Here is a 15,973-nt window from a genome sequence, read left to right on the forward strand (position 1 = left end):
AAACAGGCATTGGCGCGAATTGTCCGCTATTTGTCCGGCACATGCATTTTCCTCTGTCTTCATGTCGTCGAATATGGCTTCATGATCAACCGCCATGGAGCAGAAAATGTCCGGCCATGAAACCATTCTTCTCGTCATAGACGCCCAGGAGTCCTTCCGGCAGCGCGATTATTGGCATGAAGACCTCGCCTCCGCCTATATCGAACGCCAGCAGGCTCTGATCGACGGCGCCGAGGCTCGCGGGATACCCGTCGTCCAGATCTTCCATGTCGATGGAGGCGGGCCGTTCTCGGAGGCCTCCGGCTTCGTCAAAACCCTCGCCCCGCTCAGGATCGCACCTGAAGCGATCTTCAAGAAGAGCCGCCACAGCGCGCTCGTCGGCTCCGGGCTCGACGTATGGCTGACCGAAAATGGCGTTCGCCGTATCATCGTCTCCGGCATCCGCACCGAACAGTGCTGCGAGACCACGACGCGCCACGCCTCCGATCTCGGCTATCAGGTCGACTATGCCGGTGAAGCGACCCTGACCTTCCCGATGACCGACGCGGCAGGCCGCACCTGGAGCGCCGGAGAAATCCGGGGCCGGACGGAACTGGTCCTGTCCGGCCGTTTTGCCCGGGTCGCCACTGTCGAACAGGCGCTGGCCGGGCGCGCAGAGCAACTCGCGGCATGACTGATACAGCGCAGCCCTTCGATATTCCCGTCTACGTCGTCGTGCCGCCGCGCGTGCTGCTGCTCGATGTCGCCGGCCCGATCGAAGTGCTGCGCAAGGCAAACCTCGAACAGACGGCGGTCCGCTTCGGCGTCACCTATATCGGTCCGTCGGCAACGGCCGGCAGCTCGATCGGCCTTGCCGTGACGGGTGTCGCCGCCTTGCCGGAGCGTTTGCCCGATCAGGCGCTTGTCGTCATCGCCGGCAGCGCCGACGCGCCGATCGAGAACAATCGTCCGTGGGACGAAGAGGAGCGCGTCGACCAGGCCGCGATCGTCGCTTGGCTGAAGCGGGCCATTCGTCCCGGGGTTCGGCTGGCCTCGATCTGCTCGGGAGCTTTGCTCGCCGCAGAGGCCGGAATGCTCGACGGCCGCGAATGCACCACCCATCACGGCTGCATGGAGGACCTGGCGCGGCTTGCGCCCACCGCGCGCATCCGGGACAACCGGCTTTATGTCGAGGATGGAGAACGCCTGACGAGCGCCGGCATCACCGCCGGCATAGACCTCATGCTGCACATCGTTGCCGAAGCGGCGGGACATGCCTGCGCGCTTGCGGTGGCGCGCTATCTCGTCGTCTATCTCAGGCGCGGTGGCTCGGACCCGCAGCTTTCGCCCTGGCTCGAAGGCCGCAACCATATCCACCCGGCCATCCATCGCGCCCAGGATGCCGTCGCCGCCGATCCCTCCCGCGACTGGTCGGTCGCCTCGCTCGCGCGCCTCAGCGGCGCCAGCCCGCGAAACCTCTCGCGGCTGTTCAACGAACATACCGGCATGAGCGTCACGGATTTCGTCAACCGCATGCGCGTGGCGCTCGCCCGCGAGATGCTCGCCGGCTCGAGGCTGGATATGGAAGCCGTGGCGATGCGCGCCGGTTTCGGCTCGGCCAGGCAGTTGCGCCGCGCCTGGAACCGCCTGCATGACAGCCCGCCGAGCGCGGCGCGGCCCAAGCTGGCCATCGGTTCATAAAGGAAGAGGAAGGGCGGCGTGCCCGGCCTCGTCTTCGACAGCGACGGCGGCAGCCACTTCCGTCCCCCAGATTTCGATCTGCGTCAGCGCCGGAAAGGGCGAACTGTCCTCGGCCTTCACAAGGCCGTGCAGTTCCACCCATTCGATGATGCACGGATCTATCGCAAAGCTCTGCGCGGCGCCCGATTTCACCAGCGGGAATGAAAAACTCCTGCCATTTGAGAAGGTGAGACTTGCCTTTTCCCACCAGGAATCATGCGGGAAATCCGCCCTGATGTAGATGACGATCTCATCGATCCGCACCGGCCGGCCGAACTCCACCGTCAGCGCGGCTTGAGGATCGCGATTGATGCCCCAGCTCGTATAGGGCCAGAAACCGTGATTGTCGTTGGCCTTTTCGCCGTCGATGGCGTTGCGCGCGGCGAAGGCGGCCTCGCCGCGGGTTTCCACATTGGCATATGCATGTGGAAAAAGCGTGCGGTTGGCGTGATCGTCCCAGGGGTTCAGGGCGAGATTGCGCCTTTGAGCGATCTCGTCGGGCCGCGCGCGTCTTGCTGAAAGCCGGTGGATCTCGCCCTTGAAGGCGTTCGGCGAGTAAGACTTGCGCTTGTCGCCGAAGGGCACGGCAAGCGAATAGGCGCCTTCCCTCATGTAAACCAGGGCGGGATGGACCGCACTGTCCAGCGCGAGGAAGACATGCCCCGGCTCGGGAGCCTCGACGATGACGCAGTCGCCCTCGCCATAGCTCTGGCGATAGACCAGAAACGTCTCGTCCTGACCTGTCGAGCTTGCCAGCACGAAGCCATCGGCATCCACGATCTTCAGCGTCAATTCCATGCTCGCCCTCCTCAGACGATCCGCAGTCTCAGGCGCTTGCCGGCAAACGGCAGGCGCAGACGGAAGAGTTTTTCGGGCCAGGCCGATCTCAGCCTGAGATCATCCACCTCGATCTCGTCGATTTCGATCGTACCGGCGCCCTCGACGAAAATGCTGCCGAGATCGGCAAGATCGATTTTCTCGGGGGTGACGGTCGGCGCGAGGCACATCATCAGCGACAGGACCGCCGGCTTATCTCCGTCATGAGCGTCGACGATCTCGACATGTCGGCCCCGCATCAGGGAAACGGTGCGCCGATAGCTGCGCAGATCCGCTTCCGGGGGATAGGCGCCTGATATGTCGAGCGATATGCGCGCACGATCATCGCCGAATTCGACCTCGACATCCCTAGCGCCGAAAGCTTCGCCGGCGGACTGCATGGCGCCTTCGAAAGTCGGCAGGTTGTGATAGGCCGATTGCATCGTCCATATTTCGTAGCGGCGCGGCGAGAAGGTCTTGGCGGTATAGGTCTCGACGCCGACATCGATCAGGAATGGGCGTCCGTTCTTGTAGAGCGTGACGCTGCCGACATCATTGTGATTATGGCCTTCGCCATTGTTGCCGCCCTTGACCGCGAGCGAAAACGCTCCGTCGCGGGCGACGAAGAGGCCGATGCCGGGATAGAAGATATCGCGCGGGGGGTCCGGACGCGGCTCGGCTGCGGGCAGCGTTCCCACCAGCAATTCCTGCACGCGATACCAGAGGTTCCATTCCCCGGGCAGGTGCGGATTATCCGCCGTGGCCCTGTCGGCTGCGGCGAAATCCGTCAGCATCTCGGAACCAACAGCCTTTCCGAACAGATATTCCCGCGCGCTGCAGGGCTCGACGACGGCGGAGGAATCCGCGAAGTTGAAACAATAACGGCCGGCCACATGCATGTTGGCGATATATTCGGCCATGTTGCGGATCTTCGGCTGCCGCCAGATCTTGTCGAACAGGCCGGGTGCCGCGCTATCGAGAACAGTCAGCGCGCCGTGGAGGCAGAGCGCGGCATGGCGGTAATAGAGCACGCCCTCCTCGCAGGCGCCGTCCTCGGCATAATCCTTCAGGAAGGCATCGAGACTGCCAAGCGCCTTTTCGACGACGGCGCGGCGCGTCGGTTGATCGGTGTTCAGCGAGAAGGCGGTCAGCAGGACGTTCTGGCTGATCCAGGCCGTCCAATTGTTCATCCGCTCGTCGCCGCGGCCCATCCACCAGAAATGCCGGCCGAGATAGGGCGTCAGGATGCGGATTTCGATCTCGCGTTTCACACGCGCCGCAATCTCCGGGCTGATGCCGTCGAGCTCATCGCCCAGCAAGGCGACGATCGTTGCAAGCAGGGCCGCGGTTTCAGCGGCGAAGAGATCGACGACCGGCTGCGAATTGTCAGGCAACGGCAGGCGCGGGCCGCCGCGTTCATAGGCATTATGCGCCGGCAGCTGCCAGCCGCTCTCCTCCGTTATCAGGAAGATGCCGTCGACGATGCCAGGCAGGAACCGGCCGCCGCCTTCGACGAGTTCGCCGAGCACCAGATCGTTGAGCATCCGCCGCCGCGTGAAATAGAGCTCCTCGAAGCGCGAGCGGTTGCCCGTCTCCGTGTATTCCCGGTAATCGGAGGCCGTGATGAGAGGCCAGCTGCGCGCAAGCGTGGTTTCGGCATCGCGAAGGACGGCATCCCGCATGGTCTGCGGCACGGCGTTCCAGATGGCGCGATCCGCAGCGATCGCGCCGGGAGTGAAATCGCCCAAACTGTCCGGCAATTCCCCTGAAATCTCGCTGAACATGTCCCTCCCCGCATTCGAATAGCCTCGACGCGCAACCGGTCTTCATGCTCACCTATCATATGTTTCCGGCGCCCGCCATAAAATTTGTATGATCTATTCAGAACTTGTTTGACCAATACCGGATATGTGCTATGTCGATGGCAGGAGGAAGAACTGGCGGCATTCGGCCGCCCGGATGTTCCGGATCGAGGATTCGGAAATCTCCGCGAGCCGTCAGCTGCAGAATGTCCGCCCAGGAGGAAGCATCGGTGTCCATATCGAATTCGGCCATCGCAACGGATGGCGTTCCGGCAACGCCCCGCCGGAAGGTCGCCGTCCTGTCCAAGCGCCAGCGCAAGCTGCGCAATGCGCTCGTCGCCTATTCCTTCATCGCGCCGAATTTCCTCGGTTTCGCCGTGTTCACGCTCGGCCCGATCCTCTTCGCCTTCGCGCTCGCCTTCATGCATTGGGACGGCTCGAATGCGATCACATTCGCAGGCCTCGACAATTTCTGGCGTCTCTTCGAGGACAAGGCCTTCATCGCCGCCTTCTGGAATACGGTGATCTATACGGTCGCCTCGGTGCCGGCGACGCTGCTCTGCGCGCTCGGCCTCGCCGTTCTCCTCAACCAGAAGATCGTGGGGCGGAATTTCTTCCGCACTGCGATGTTCTTCCCCTATGTCGCCTCGCTGGTCGCCGTCGCGGTCGTCTGGAACATGATCTTCAATCCCGAGATGGGACCGGTGAACATGATCCTCTACACGCTCGGCCTCGATCCGAAGAACATGCCGGGATGGGCGGCCGACCGCCATTGGGCGATGGTCACGGTGATCCTCTTCGGCATCTGGAAGAACATGGGCTATTACATGGTCATCTATCTGGCCGGCCTGCAGGGCATCAACGCCGAGCTTTATGAGGCCGCCGATCTCGACGGCGCCAATTCCTGGCAAAAGTTCATCCACGTCACCGTGCCGCAGCTCGGGCCGACGACCTTCTTCGTCACCGTCATGCTGACGATCCAGTCCTTCAAGGTGTTCGACCAGATCTTCATGATCACCCAGGGCGGCCCCGGCACCTCGACGCTCGTCCTCGTCTATCACATCTACAACGAGGCCTTCATCTCCTGGGATCTCGGCTATTCCAGCATGGTGTCGCTGGTGCTGTTCTTCCTCGTGCTCGCCGTCACGGTCTTCCAGTTCCGGCGCCAGCGGGAGGACGAGGCATGAGGATCGCGGGACGCAAGATCACCCTCAAGACGGTCCTTCTCTACGCCATCGTGATCACGGTGACGCTGGTCATGCTGATGCCCTTCGCCTGGATGCTCTCGGCCTCCCTGAAGCTCAGCCGCGACGTCTTCGCCTTCCCGATCGAGTGGATACCCTCGCAGCCTCAATGGCAGAACTATGTGGATATCTGGACGAAGATCCCGCTCGCCCTTTTCATCTACAACACTTCGAAGCTGACGATCATCGTCACACTGCTGCAATTGCTTACCTCCAGCTTCGCGGCCTACGCCTTCGCCAAGCTGAATTTCCCCTACAAGAACACGCTGTTCCTCGGCTATATCGCCACCATCGCCATGCCCTGGCAGGTCTATATGGTGCCGCAATTCCTGCTGATGCGCGAATTCGGCCTCAACAACACGCATCTGGCGCTGATCTGCCTGCAGGCCTTCACCGCCTTCGGCGTCTTTCTGATGCGGCAGTTCTATATGTCGATCCCGACCGAGCTCTGCGAGGCGGCGCGCATCGACGGCATGAACGAGTACCAGATCTGGGCGCGCATCATGCTGCCGCTGTCGAAGCCCGCGCTCTCGACGCTGACGATCTTCACCTTCGTCACCACCTGGAACGATTTCCTCGGGCCGATGATCTATCTCACCAAGACGGAGCTCAAGACCGTCCAGATTGGTCTGCGCATGTTCATCTCGCAATATTCGGCCGAATACGGGCTGATCATGGCGGCCTCCGTCGTCGCCCTCATCCCGGTTCTCGTCGTCTTCCTCTCTCTCCAGCGCTTCTTCGTCGAAGGCATCGCCTCGACGGGACTGAAGGGTTAAATCCATGAACGCCGTTTCCTCTGTCGCCCCACAGCCGATCACCGACGAAGAGGTCAAAGCTGCGCTCGATCTCGCCGTCGCGCAGATCCGCCGCAACCTTCCCGAATTCACCTACGCCTCGCAGAATCATTCGAGTGTCGGAAACTTCTTTCCCGCCGTAGCGAACACCCAATGGACGGCCGGCTTTTGGCCGGGCGAACTGTGGCTCGCCTTCGAGCATAGCGGCGACCCGGTCTTCCGCCATGCCGCGCAAATCCAGGTCCAGTCCTTCCTGCACCGGATCGAAAATCGTATCGAGACCGACCACCACGACATGGGCTTTCTCTATTCGCCCTCCTGCATCGCCGCCTGGAAGCTCGTCGGAGACGAAGACGGACGCAAGGCTGCGATCCTTGCGGCCGACCAGTTGATCGAGCGCTTCCAGCCGATCGGCCAGTTCATCCAGGCCTGGGGCCACAAGGGCAAAGCGGAGGAATACCGCTACATCATCGACTGCCTCTTGAACCTGCCGCTTCTCTATTGGGCAAGCCGCGAGACCGGCGACCCGAAATATCGCGAGATCGCGCTCATTCACGCCCGCACCACGCTCGCCAATTCGGTCCGCCCTGACGATTCCACCTATCACACCTTCTACATGGACCCGCTCACCGGAGCGCCGGTGCGTGGCGCCACCAAGCAGGGCTACCGGGACGACAGCGCCTGGGCGCGCGGCCAGGCCTGGGGCATTGCGGGCATGGCGGTCTCCTATCGCTATGAGCGGATCAATGAATATCAAGAAACCTTCGACCGGCTGCTCGCCTTCTATCTCAATCGGCTGCCGGCCGACATGGTGCCCTATTGGGATCTCGTCTTTTCCGATGGCGACGGCGAGCCGCGCGACAGCTCTTCGGCGTCGATCACCGCCTGCGGCCTGCTTGAAATGGCCGACCTCGTCGAGGCGCAAGCCGCCGAACGCTATCGCACACTGGCGCGGCGGATGATGAAGAGCCTCGCCGACCACTATGCGGTTAAGGACCCCACCGTTTCCAACGGCCTAGTGCTGCACGCCACCTATTCGAAAAAGTCGCCCTTCAACACCTGCCGCGGCGAGGGCGTCGATGAATGCGTCTCCTGGGGAGATTATTATTACATGGAAGCTTTGACGCGCCTTTCGCGCCGCTGGTCTTCCTATTGGTGACGTCAGGAGAACCCGATGGCCAGCATTTCGCTTAAAGAGCTGAACAAATCCTACGGCGCGCTCACCGTCGTCCACGATATCGATCTGGAAATCGCCGATAAGGAATTCATCATCCTGGTCGGTCCTTCCGGCTGCGGCAAATCGACGACGCTCAGGATGATCGCCGGCCTCGAGGAGATTTCGGGCGGCGAGCTCCGGATCGGCGGCGACGTGATGAACGACGTCCCCTCCAAGGACCGGGATATCGCCATGGTCTTCCAGAACTATGCGCTCTACCCGCATATGACCGTCTACAAGAACATGGCCTTCGGCCTGCAACTCCGAAAGGTATCGCGCGATTTCATCGATGCCCAGGTACAGGACGCTGCGAAAATCCTAGACATCACCCATCTTCTGAACCGCAAGCCGAAGGCGCTTTCGGGCGGGCAGCGCCAGCGCGTGGCGCTCGGCCGCGCCATGGTGCGCAATCCGGCCGTCTTCCTGCTCGACGAGCCGCTTTCCAACCTCGACGCCAAGCTGCGCGGCACGATGCGCAGCGAAATCACCAAGCTGCACAAGCGCCTCAACGCCACCTTCATCTACGTCACCCATGACCAGGTGGAGGCCATGACCATGGCCGACCGCATCGTCGTCATGAAGGACGGGCACATCCAGCAGGTCGATACGCCGCAGAACCTCTACGACCGTCCCGTCAACATGTTCGTCGCCGGCTTCATCGGCGCGCCGCAAATGAACATGCTGCCCTCGACCATCCTTCGCCGAGGCGACGGCTACGTCGCGGTCTTCGACGGCCGGGAACTGCCGCTGCCAGCCCATTTCGACAAGGGCAGGATCGCGCCCTATGAGGGCCGCGACGTGGTGCTCGGCATCCGTCCGGAGAATTTCCACGAACTGCCGCCGGCCGATATTCCAGCCGAGAATCTGGCGCCACTCAAGGCGGTGGTGGAGCTAGCCGAACCCATGGGCTCTGAAGTGCACCTGAACATGGTGGCGGGTGGGCGCAACCTCATCGCCCGTGTCTCGCCGCGCTTCCGGCCTGGCATCGGCGAAGAGGCGACGCTCGTCGCCGACATGAGCAATGCGCAGCTGTTCGACAAGGAAACGGAACGCTCGATTCTTTACTGAGGCGCCTGCGGGAGACGGCCATGCAGTGGTTGCGGGACATGTGGACGAAGGAGGGGCCGGGCATTCCGAAGGATGCGCCTGCAAAGACCGGCCTTGCGCTCTTCGCCGACATCCTCGCCCGCGAATGGTGGGAGATGGTCAAGCTGAACATCCTGTTCCTGCTGGCCTCGCTCCTCGTGGTGACGCTGCCAGCAGCACTCGCCGCCATGGCCCGCGTCTGCGTAGCCTTCGCGGAGGATCGCAATACCTATCTGCTCAGGGACTTCACCGAAGCATTCCGGCGATACTTCCTGCGCGCCACCGCCTGGGGCCTCGCCTTGGCAGGCGCGCTTGCAATCGGCGTCCATGCGATCGTCACCTATGCCGCCGGCGCGCGTGATAATCTGATGCTGGCTGCACCGCTCGCGATCGCCCTCGTCGCGACCGCCTTCCTCGCCGTCACCGCCTGCCATCTCATCGTGCTGATGGTGATGCGCGATCTGCCGGCGCTGCGGCTGCTGCGCCTCGCCGCGCTCGCCTCCGTCGTCCGTCCGCTTCCGGCGCTTACAGCACTCGCCTTCAATGCCGCCCTGTGGCTCGCGCATATCCTCTTCTATCCGGTTTCCGTCTTCATGCCGGCAACCTTCAATTTTTCACTCGGAATGTTCGCCGTCGCATTCGGCGTCCATCGGACGGCGGTGATGGTTCTGGACTTGCCCCCGCACCGTAAACCGCATGCACCAAACGCTTCATAAAACAACTGATCCAGAGACGATCCAGGGAAGGAGAACAGGAATGTATATGGATAAATTCGGGAGGACGATGAAACTCGCCGTGGCGGGTTTCACCTTGGCCGCAACGACGGCAGGTGCTGCACTTGCCGAGGACGCCGTAACGCTCAAATGGGCTTTGTGGGACTGGGACAAGACAGCCTATTACAAGCCGCTGATCGAGGCCTATCAGGCCAAGCATCCCAACGTGAAGTTCGAGCCGATGGATCTCGGCTCGCAGGACTATCAGCAGATGATCTCGACGCAGCTGACCGGCGGCTCGAAAGACATCGACATCGTCACCGTCAAGGACGTGCCGGGCTACACCAACCTGGTCCGCGCCGGCAACATCGCCGATCTCAGCGGCTTCGTGAAGGACCAGAAGATCGATCCGGCGCCCTATGGCGGCCTGATCGAAGAACTGACCATCGACGGCAAGATCTATTCGATACCGTTCCGCTCCGACTTCTGGGTCGTCTATTACAACAAGGACATTTTCGACAAAGCCGGCGTGCCCTATCCGACGAACGACATGACCTGGGCGCAGTTCGACGAGACCGCCGAGAAGCTTGCCGGCGGCATGGGCACCAACAAGACCTATGGCGCGCTGCTGCATACCTGGCGCTCCACCGTCCAGCTGCCCGGCATCCTCGACGGAAAACACACGCTGGTCGATGGCGACTACGCCTTCCTGAAGCCCTGGTACGAACGGGCACTCACCCTGCAGAAGGACGGCGCGATCCCCTCCTACGCCTTCCTGAAAACGTCGAACACGCATTATTCGGCGCTCTTCTTCAACGGCACGATCGGTATGCTGCCGATGGGAACCTGGTTCGTCGGCACCCAGATCACCAAGGTGAAGTCGGGTGAATCGAAGAGCAAGAACTGGGGCATCGTGAAGTTCCCGCATCCGGACGGCGTTGCGGCCGGCACGACGGCGGCGCAGATCTCGGGTCTCGCGGTCAACGCCAATTCCGAGCACAAGGAAGCCGCGCTCGATTTCATCAAGTTCGTCACCGGCCCCGAGGGCGCGGCCGTCATCGCCTCGACCGGCACCTTCCCCGCGCTCAAGACCGCTGACGTCAGCGCCAAGATCGCGGCAACGCCCGGCTTCCCCGAGGACGCGGCCAGCAAGGAAGCGCTGATACCCTCGAAAGCCTATCTGGAAATGGCGGTCAACCCGAACGCCGCCAAGATCGAAGTGGTGCTCAACCGGGCGCATGACGCGATCATGACCGACAACACCTCCATCGACGATGGGCTGAAGGAAATGACCGAAGGCGTGAAGGCCATCAAGTAAGCCTCACGCGATATCGACGGCCGCGGGCCAGCATCCGGCCCGCGGCCGATCCTGTTTTTAAGTATCGAGCTGACGATGATTTATGATCCCGCCAGGGCCAACCCGCTTTTCGGCAACCCCCTGAAGACCCGTGACGACCTCGCAAAGGCCGTCAACGATCTCTTCGGGCCGCTCCTGCCCTACTTTTCCGAAGGCGGCGCCCGTGTGCGCCTGGGTGCAGCCGGCGCGATCTTCGACCGGGCGGCGGCTGACCTGGAAGGGTTTGCCCGGCCGCTCTGGGGCATCGTTGCCCTTGCTGCCGGCGGCGGACATTTTCCGCATTGGGATCTCTATCGGCGCGGTCTCGCGAACGGGACCAACCCCGCACATCCCGAATATTGGGGTGATCTCGCCGACCGCAACCAGCGGCTGGTCGAGCTCGCAGCCGTCGGCTTCGCGCTGGCGCTCGTGCCCGAACACATCTGGGAACCGCTTGACGACAGTCAGAAGAAAACGGTCGCCGCCTATCTGCTTGCAGCGCGCGAACTGGAATTCATCGACAACAACTGGAAATTCTTCCGCGTCCTCATCGATCTCGGGCTGGAGCGCGTCGGCGTGGCGTTCGACCACGGCAAAACCGTCGCCTATCTCGACGAGTTGGAAGCCTTCGACCTCGGCGACGGCTGGTATCGCGACGGGCCGGTCAGGCGGGTCGACCACTACATTCCCTTCGCCATGCATTTCTACGGCCTGATCTACACCGTGCTGGCGCGGGGCGACGAAGCCCGCAAGAAGCGCTTCCGCGATCGCGCCGAAATCTTCGCCGGGGATATCCGCCACTGGTTCGGCCCCGATGGCGCAGCCCTCGCCTTCGGCCGCAGCCAGGCCTATCGCTTCGCGGCCGGCGGCTTCTGGGGCGCCCTCGCCTTTGCCGGCGTCGAGGCGCTGCCCTGGGCTGAGATCAAGGGCTATTACATGCGCCATATCCGCTGGTGGTCGGCCATGCCCATTGCCGATCGCGACGGCGTGCTCTCCGTCGGCTACGGCTATCCGAACCTGTTGATGAGCGAGAGCTACAATTCGCCCGGCTCGCCCTATTGGGCGCTGAAATTCTTCCTGCCGCTCGCCCTTGCCGCCGATCATCCGTTCTGGACCGCTGCGGAGGCACCACAGCCTGTTTTCCCCGAGCCTATTGCGCTGAAGCAAGCCGGAATGGTCGCCATGCACACGCGCGGAAACGTCGTCGTGCTCTCCTCCGGCCAGCAGCACGACAAGATGCGCGGCGCCAACGAGAAATATTCGAAATTCGTCTATTCCACCCGCTACGCCTTCAACATCGAAGCCGACGACCGGAATTTTGCCGCCGCAAGCTTCGACGGCATGCTCGGCCTCTCCGATGACGGCGTGCATTTCCGCATGCGGGAAACCCTCGAAGAGGCGCTGATCGCAGGCGACCGGCTCTATTCCCGCTGGCGCCCCTGGAACGACGTCACCATCGAAACCTGGCTGCTTCCCGCCAACCCCTGGCACATCCGCATCCACCGCATCGCGACGCCGCGTGCACTCAGCACCATCGAGGGCGGCTTTGCGATCGAACGCGCCGATTTCAACGCCGACCGCTCCGAGCAGGCGGAAGGCCGTGCCGTCTGGCACGGTCAGACCGACATCAGCGCCATCGTCGACCTCTCGCCTCATCCGAGAACCGGCCACGCGATGAGCCCGATCCCCAACACCAACCTCATCCACGCCAAGACCCTGCTGCCGCAACTGCGCGGCGACATCGCCCCGGGAACAACCGTGCTGGTCACCGCGGCGATGGCGCTGCCTGTTCAGGAGAATTGGGCACAGGCGCTGGAGAATCCGCCGGCCTGCCCGGATCTTGGTGAGTTGGAGCGGCACTTCCGTGAGAACGGCGTGCGGGTGCCGGCATTCGCTTTGCAACTGTAGCCGTCACTCGGCTGGTGGCTCATTGTTGCAGGAAACAATCATTCGCTGCGGACTGTGGCGCGATGGCGTTGTCCACGCACCAGTTCGACAAAACGGCGCTTGACCTCATTAAACAATGCCGGCGGCAGCGGGCCGAGATAACCGCTCTCATCCTCAACAGGACGAATGTCCGGCCCCGGCCACACAAAGCGGTTGCTCTCGGTCAAAACGATCCAGGATCGCTCGTCATCCAGATCGAGACGTCGTTTGGTGGCAGCCGGGATTTCGACCGCATCGCCTGGATCAGGTGGCGGCGAATGGGTCACCGGCAAAACTCGGACGATCGGCGTTTTGTCGTCCAGCATGGCGACGAGCGCCAACACCAAGACCGGGCGGTCCTTGTCGCCCTCCTCCCGGCCTTCGAGATGCTGCCGATGCCAGAGGTAGGAATAGCGGAGCAGCCAGCCGACTTTCGGTTCAGTCGGCAGCATGCTTGTCTTTCAACAGCTCCGAATCGAGATGATCAAGCCCCGGCTCCATCTGCGACGATTCAACCGCCGCAAGCTCCTCATCGCTAAGGGTCGTCGTCAGGTCGACACGACGATCGCGTTTTGTGAGGCGGATATAATCCTCATAGGCTATCAAGACCGTTCGCGGTCGGCCATTCTTGGTAATGATCACCGGTTCGCGAACGGCAGCGTCCTGATATGTTCCAAAGTTCTTGGACACGGCTGCGGCCGTTACAGTGGATGTCATTTGAGATCTCCGATTTTCCGTAAAATACGGGATTTCCGGATTTCCTACAAGTCAAAAACCTCTATTATGTCCGCAGGAAGCCGTGGGGAGAGGTCGCCTACAACCTAACGGCCAGCAGCAACGCGCAGTTCATCCGACATCTCCGCCCCGATCGGAAGCCTGAGCGTAAACGTCGTGCCGTTCCCGCGGCTGCTCGTCACCTCGATTGTTCCGCCGTGAAGCTCGATGATCTGTTTGACGAGATTGAGGCCGATGCCGGTGCCGGCGATGCCTGTGGAGCTTCTGGCGCGGAAATAGCGCTGGAACATCTTCGGAAGGTCGTCGGCATCGATGCCGATGCCTTCGTCGCGCACCTTGATGCAGACGCTATCCCCTTCCTGCCAGCCGGTGACGTGGACGTTCGGAGCGTCCGGCGCGTATTTCACGGCATTCGAGAAGAGGTTGCTGAAGACCTGGTCGAGAGCGGGTTGATCGCCGAAGATGGTCGGGGGAAGCCTATCCAGTTCGAGCAGGAAACGGTGGGAGCGCCGGATGCTTTCCTGGCGGGCGCTGCAGGTTTCGATGATCTCGGTAATCGAGCAGGGCTTATGGACGATGGCGATCCGGCCGTGATCCAGCCGGCCCGCGGCAAGAATGCTTTCCATCAGTTCGAGCATACGGGACACAGAACTGCGGATCTGCTCCGCCTTTTCGGCGAGGAATTCCGGCGTCGCCGCCTCCTTGCGGCGGATGAGCCGCTGCGCCGCGCCGTCGATCACCGCGAGCGGAGTGCGGAATTCATGAGATGCCATCGAGACGAACTGGCGCTGCAATTCGTTGATCTGCTTTTCCTGTTCGAGCATCCGTTCGAGTTCTTCGGTCTGCCGCGCCAGTTCGACGGTGCGCGAGCGCACCATCTCTTCCAGCGTGTCGCGGTGGTGCAGCAGCGCCTTTTCGGCGCGCTTGGCTTCGGTGACGTCGACGACGGCCATCAGCGATGCCGCACTGCCCTTGTAGTTCAGGCAGGTGGAATAGACCGTGACGTCGATGGCCGCGCCGTCTCCCTTGAGATGCCGGGAAGCGCTGGTCGAGGCAACCTGATCCTCCGCATCGAAGACGGCTTTCGGCTGGGCCACGTTCTCCGGCACCTGGATGTCGAGCAGCGTCATGGTCAGGAATTGGTCCAGGCTATAGCCGTAATGGTCAATGGCGGCCTGGTTGACGTGGAGAAATTTCAGCGTTTCCCGATCATAGACCCACATCGGCATCGGGTTGCCTTCGAACAGCAGCCTGAACGAGGCCTCCTGCATCTTGAGATCGGTGATATCGACGCGGATACCGACGCTGCCGCCATCGGAAATGCGCCGTTCTTCGATCCGTATCCATCGGTTTCCGGGCAGGCGCTGCTCGTGCTTGCTGCTGGGCCGGGTATGATATGCCAGCCGCTCGGCGAGCCATTCCTCCTCGCGTCCGATCGCTTCCGGATATTGGCCGCATTCGATACCCGCGCGCAGACGATCCTCGAAACGCATTCCTTTCAGAAGCTTGTCGCCGCTTTCCTCATAAAGCTGTTCATATCGGCGGTTCCACAGGACGAAGCGGTCCTCGGCGTCGAACAGGACGAGCCCTTCCGGAACGACCTCGAAAGCGGCGAGAAGCCGGGCATGCGCGGCGCGCGCTTCCTGTTCGGCGTGCTCTGCCTGAAGATGCGCCTTGGCAAGGGCTTTCTCGGCGAGCCAGGCCTGGGTGATATCCTCGTGGGTCGATACCCAGCCGCCGTCGCGCGTGCGCTGGTGATAACCGCGGATGATCTGGCCCGACTTGAGTTCCTTGACCCAATCCTGGGGCGTATCGCCCGTATTGGTCGCCTCGGCCCAGACGAGATATTCGGAGGTCGACGTGAAGGGAACGGCGCCTACTTCGTGGCGCAGGTTCAGGATGTCCTCGAGCGATTGCCCCGGATGGATGACGGAGGGATCGAGGCCGTAGACTTCCGCGTAACGGCTGTTGGAAAGCAGCAGCCGGCCGCCCTCATCGAACAGACATACGCCCTGCCCCATGCTGGCAAGCGCCGTATCGAGCTGTTCATTCCGTCCCTGCAGCCGCGCGTGAACCGCGCCGAGCGCGATATGTCTCTTGATGCGGGCGACGAGCTCCGTGGCGGAGACGAGGCTGGAAACACAATCCACCGCCCCGGCGGCAAGCCCTGCAACCGTGCTTTCCTCATCCTGCGGCGAGACGAGGATGATCACCGGAATATCGCGGGTGCCAACGTCTTCCTTGAGACGGCGGCAGTCTTCCAGACCGCGCCCCTCCGGCGATGCGGCGTCCAGCACGATCAGCTCCGGCAGGGGGCGACTGCCTGCACGCCGGTGAAATTCATTCCGGTCGTGGTGAACATCGATCACGATACCCTGTTGCGCAAGGCGATCGCCGATGCCGGGCAGGCTCGACAAAGTGCCGCCCATTGCAATGATCGTGTGCAGCTCGTCGGACAAGACCATCCCCCAGTTTGTTCATGTGAACGCGACTATAGGTCGTGCCGGTTAACATGCGCCTCACCTGAGGTCGGCATCACATCGTTTCCGCGTTCTATGGTTGAAAAATAGTTTGCTCGCAGATCGA

At 62.1% G+C, this 15,973-nt stretch carries 14 protein-coding genes; 9 read left to right on the forward strand and 5 right to left on the reverse strand.

What is annotated here, in order from left to right:
• The first annotated feature begins 94 nt into the window (after positions 1–94).
• Together QD408_RS08230 and QD408_RS08235 are read left to right on the forward strand one after the other, a co-directional pair.
• Positions 95–673 (forward strand): isochorismatase family protein, encoded by a 579-nt coding sequence (locus QD408_RS08230; RefSeq protein ID WP_414138979.1) that lies wholly within the window; start codon positions 95–97, stop codon positions 671–673.
• Positions 670–1,680 (forward strand): GlxA family transcriptional regulator, encoded by a 1,011-nt coding sequence (locus QD408_RS08235; RefSeq protein WP_414138980.1) that lies wholly within the window; start codon positions 670–672, stop codon positions 1,678–1,680. The genes QD408_RS08230 and QD408_RS08235 overlap by 4 nt, the downstream gene beginning before the upstream one ends.
• Here the strand turns inward: QD408_RS08235 and QD408_RS08240 are convergent.
• Both QD408_RS08240 and QD408_RS08245 read right to left on the reverse strand, forming a co-directional pair.
• Positions 1,675–2,517 (reverse strand): carbohydrate-binding protein, encoded by an 843-nt coding sequence (locus tag QD408_RS08240; protein ID WP_414138981.1) that lies wholly within the window; start codon positions 2,515–2,517, stop codon positions 1,675–1,677. The genes QD408_RS08235 and QD408_RS08240 overlap by 6 nt on opposite strands.
• 11 nt (positions 2,518–2,528) lie before the next feature.
• The gene (locus QD408_RS08245) at positions 2,529–4,319 is read right to left on the reverse strand and encodes a heparinase II/III family protein (protein WP_414138982.1); all 1,791 of its coding nucleotides are present in this window, start codon (positions 4,317–4,319) and stop codon (positions 2,529–2,531) included.
• Between the two features lie 224 nt (positions 4,320–4,543).
• On the opposite strand from QD408_RS08245, the gene QD408_RS08250 reads away from it, so the two are divergent.
• From QD408_RS08250 to QD408_RS08280, 7 genes are all read left to right on the forward strand, one after another.
• Positions 4,544–5,524 (forward strand): carbohydrate ABC transporter permease, encoded by a 981-nt coding sequence (locus QD408_RS08250; protein WP_184467648.1) that lies wholly within the window; start codon positions 4,544–4,546, stop codon positions 5,522–5,524.
• Positions 5,521–6,357, forward strand: coding sequence for a carbohydrate ABC transporter permease (locus tag QD408_RS08255; RefSeq protein WP_088684143.1), 837 nt, complete (start codon positions 5,521–5,523; stop codon positions 6,355–6,357). Before QD408_RS08250 ends, QD408_RS08255 begins: the two co-directional genes overlap by 4 nt.
• A 4-nt stretch (positions 6,358–6,361) precedes the next feature.
• Positions 6,362–7,534: a glycoside hydrolase family 88 protein gene (locus QD408_RS08260; RefSeq protein WP_414138983.1), complete on the forward strand. Its 1,173-nt coding sequence runs from the start codon at positions 6,362–6,364 to the stop codon at positions 7,532–7,534.
• A gap of 15 nt (positions 7,535–7,549) precedes the next feature.
• Positions 7,550–8,659, forward strand: coding sequence for an ABC transporter ATP-binding protein (locus QD408_RS08265; RefSeq protein WP_088684141.1), 1,110 nt, complete (start codon positions 7,550–7,552; stop codon positions 8,657–8,659).
• A gap of 20 nt (positions 8,660–8,679) precedes the next feature.
• Positions 8,680–9,393, forward strand: a complete 714-nt coding sequence (locus tag QD408_RS08270) for a DUF624 domain-containing protein (RefSeq protein ID WP_414138984.1) — start codon at positions 8,680–8,682, stop codon at positions 9,391–9,393.
• A gap of 40 nt (positions 9,394–9,433) precedes the next feature.
• On the forward strand, positions 9,434–10,708 hold the full coding sequence (locus QD408_RS08275; RefSeq protein ID WP_414138985.1) for an ABC transporter substrate-binding protein: 1,275 nt from the start codon (positions 9,434–9,436) through the stop codon (positions 10,706–10,708).
• Positions 10,709–10,783: 75 nt separating this feature from the next.
• Complete coding sequence (locus tag QD408_RS08280; RefSeq protein ID WP_414138986.1) at positions 10,784–12,634, forward strand: DUF2264 domain-containing protein; 1,851 nt, start codon at positions 10,784–10,786, stop codon at positions 12,632–12,634.
• A gap of 38 nt (positions 12,635–12,672) precedes the next feature.
• On the opposite strand, the gene QD408_RS08285 is transcribed toward QD408_RS08280, so the two are convergent.
• The 3 genes from QD408_RS08285 to QD408_RS08295 all read right to left on the reverse strand — a co-directional run bounded on the left by QD408_RS08285 (position 12,673) and on the right by QD408_RS08295 (position 15,852).
• Positions 12,673–13,104 carry a plasmid maintenance toxin (PemK-like) gene (locus QD408_RS08285; RefSeq protein WP_414138987.1) on the reverse strand — a complete coding sequence of 144 codons (432 nt, stop codon included), beginning with the start codon at positions 13,102–13,104 and terminating at the stop codon, positions 12,673–12,675.
• Positions 13,091–13,369, reverse strand: coding sequence for a type II toxin-antitoxin system Phd/YefM family antitoxin (locus QD408_RS08290; RefSeq protein WP_414138988.1), 279 nt, complete (start codon positions 13,367–13,369; stop codon positions 13,091–13,093). Before QD408_RS08290 ends, QD408_RS08285 begins: the two co-directional genes overlap by 14 nt.
• Positions 13,370–13,473: 104 nt before the next feature.
• Positions 13,474–15,852, reverse strand: coding sequence for a PAS-domain containing protein (locus tag QD408_RS08295; RefSeq protein WP_414138989.1), 2,379 nt, complete (start codon positions 15,850–15,852; stop codon positions 13,474–13,476).
• Positions 15,853–15,973: the final 121 nt, after the last annotated feature.

The sequence above is a fragment of the Rhizobium sp. BR 249 genome (genome assembly GCF_047445895.1).
GTDB lineage: Bacteria > Pseudomonadota > Alphaproteobacteria > Rhizobiales > Rhizobiaceae > Rhizobium.

Coding starts and splice junctions, on each gene's coding strand:
- QD408_RS08295 (WP_414138989.1), bottom strand. CDS start 15,852: ATGGTCTTGTCCGACGAGCTGCACACGATCATTGCAATGGGCGGCACT.
- QD408_RS08245 (WP_414138982.1), bottom strand. CDS start 4,319: ATGTTCAGCGAGATTTCAGGGGAATTGCCGGACAGTTTGGGCGATTTC.
- QD408_RS08265 (WP_088684141.1), top strand. CDS start 7,550: ATGGCCAGCATTTCGCTTAAAGAGCTGAACAAATCCTACGGCGCGCTC.
- QD408_RS08240 (WP_414138981.1), bottom strand. CDS start 2,517: ATGGAATTGACGCTGAAGATCGTGGATGCCGATGGCTTCGTGCTGGCA.
- QD408_RS08290 (WP_414138988.1), bottom strand. CDS start 13,369: ATGACATCCACTGTAACGGCCGCAGCCGTGTCCAAGAACTTTGGAACA.
- QD408_RS08250 (WP_184467648.1), top strand. CDS start 4,544: ATGTCCGCCCAGGAGGAAGCATCGGTGTCCATATCGAATTCGGCCATC.
- QD408_RS08255 (WP_088684143.1), top strand. CDS start 5,521: ATGAGGATCGCGGGACGCAAGATCACCCTCAAGACGGTCCTTCTCTAC.
- QD408_RS08280 (WP_414138986.1), top strand. CDS start 10,784: ATGATTTATGATCCCGCCAGGGCCAACCCGCTTTTCGGCAACCCCCTG.
- QD408_RS08235 (WP_414138980.1), top strand. CDS start 670: ATGACTGATACAGCGCAGCCCTTCGATATTCCCGTCTACGTCGTCGTG.
- QD408_RS08270 (WP_414138984.1), top strand. CDS start 8,680: ATGCAGTGGTTGCGGGACATGTGGACGAAGGAGGGGCCGGGCATTCCG.
- QD408_RS08230 (WP_414138979.1), top strand. CDS start 95: ATGGAGCAGAAAATGTCCGGCCATGAAACCATTCTTCTCGTCATAGAC.
- QD408_RS08275 (WP_414138985.1), top strand. CDS start 9,434: ATGTATATGGATAAATTCGGGAGGACGATGAAACTCGCCGTGGCGGGT.
- QD408_RS08285 (WP_414138987.1), bottom strand. CDS start 13,104: ATGCTGCCGACTGAACCGAAAGTCGGCTGGCTGCTCCGCTATTCCTAC.
- QD408_RS08260 (WP_414138983.1), top strand. CDS start 6,362: ATGAACGCCGTTTCCTCTGTCGCCCCACAGCCGATCACCGACGAAGAG.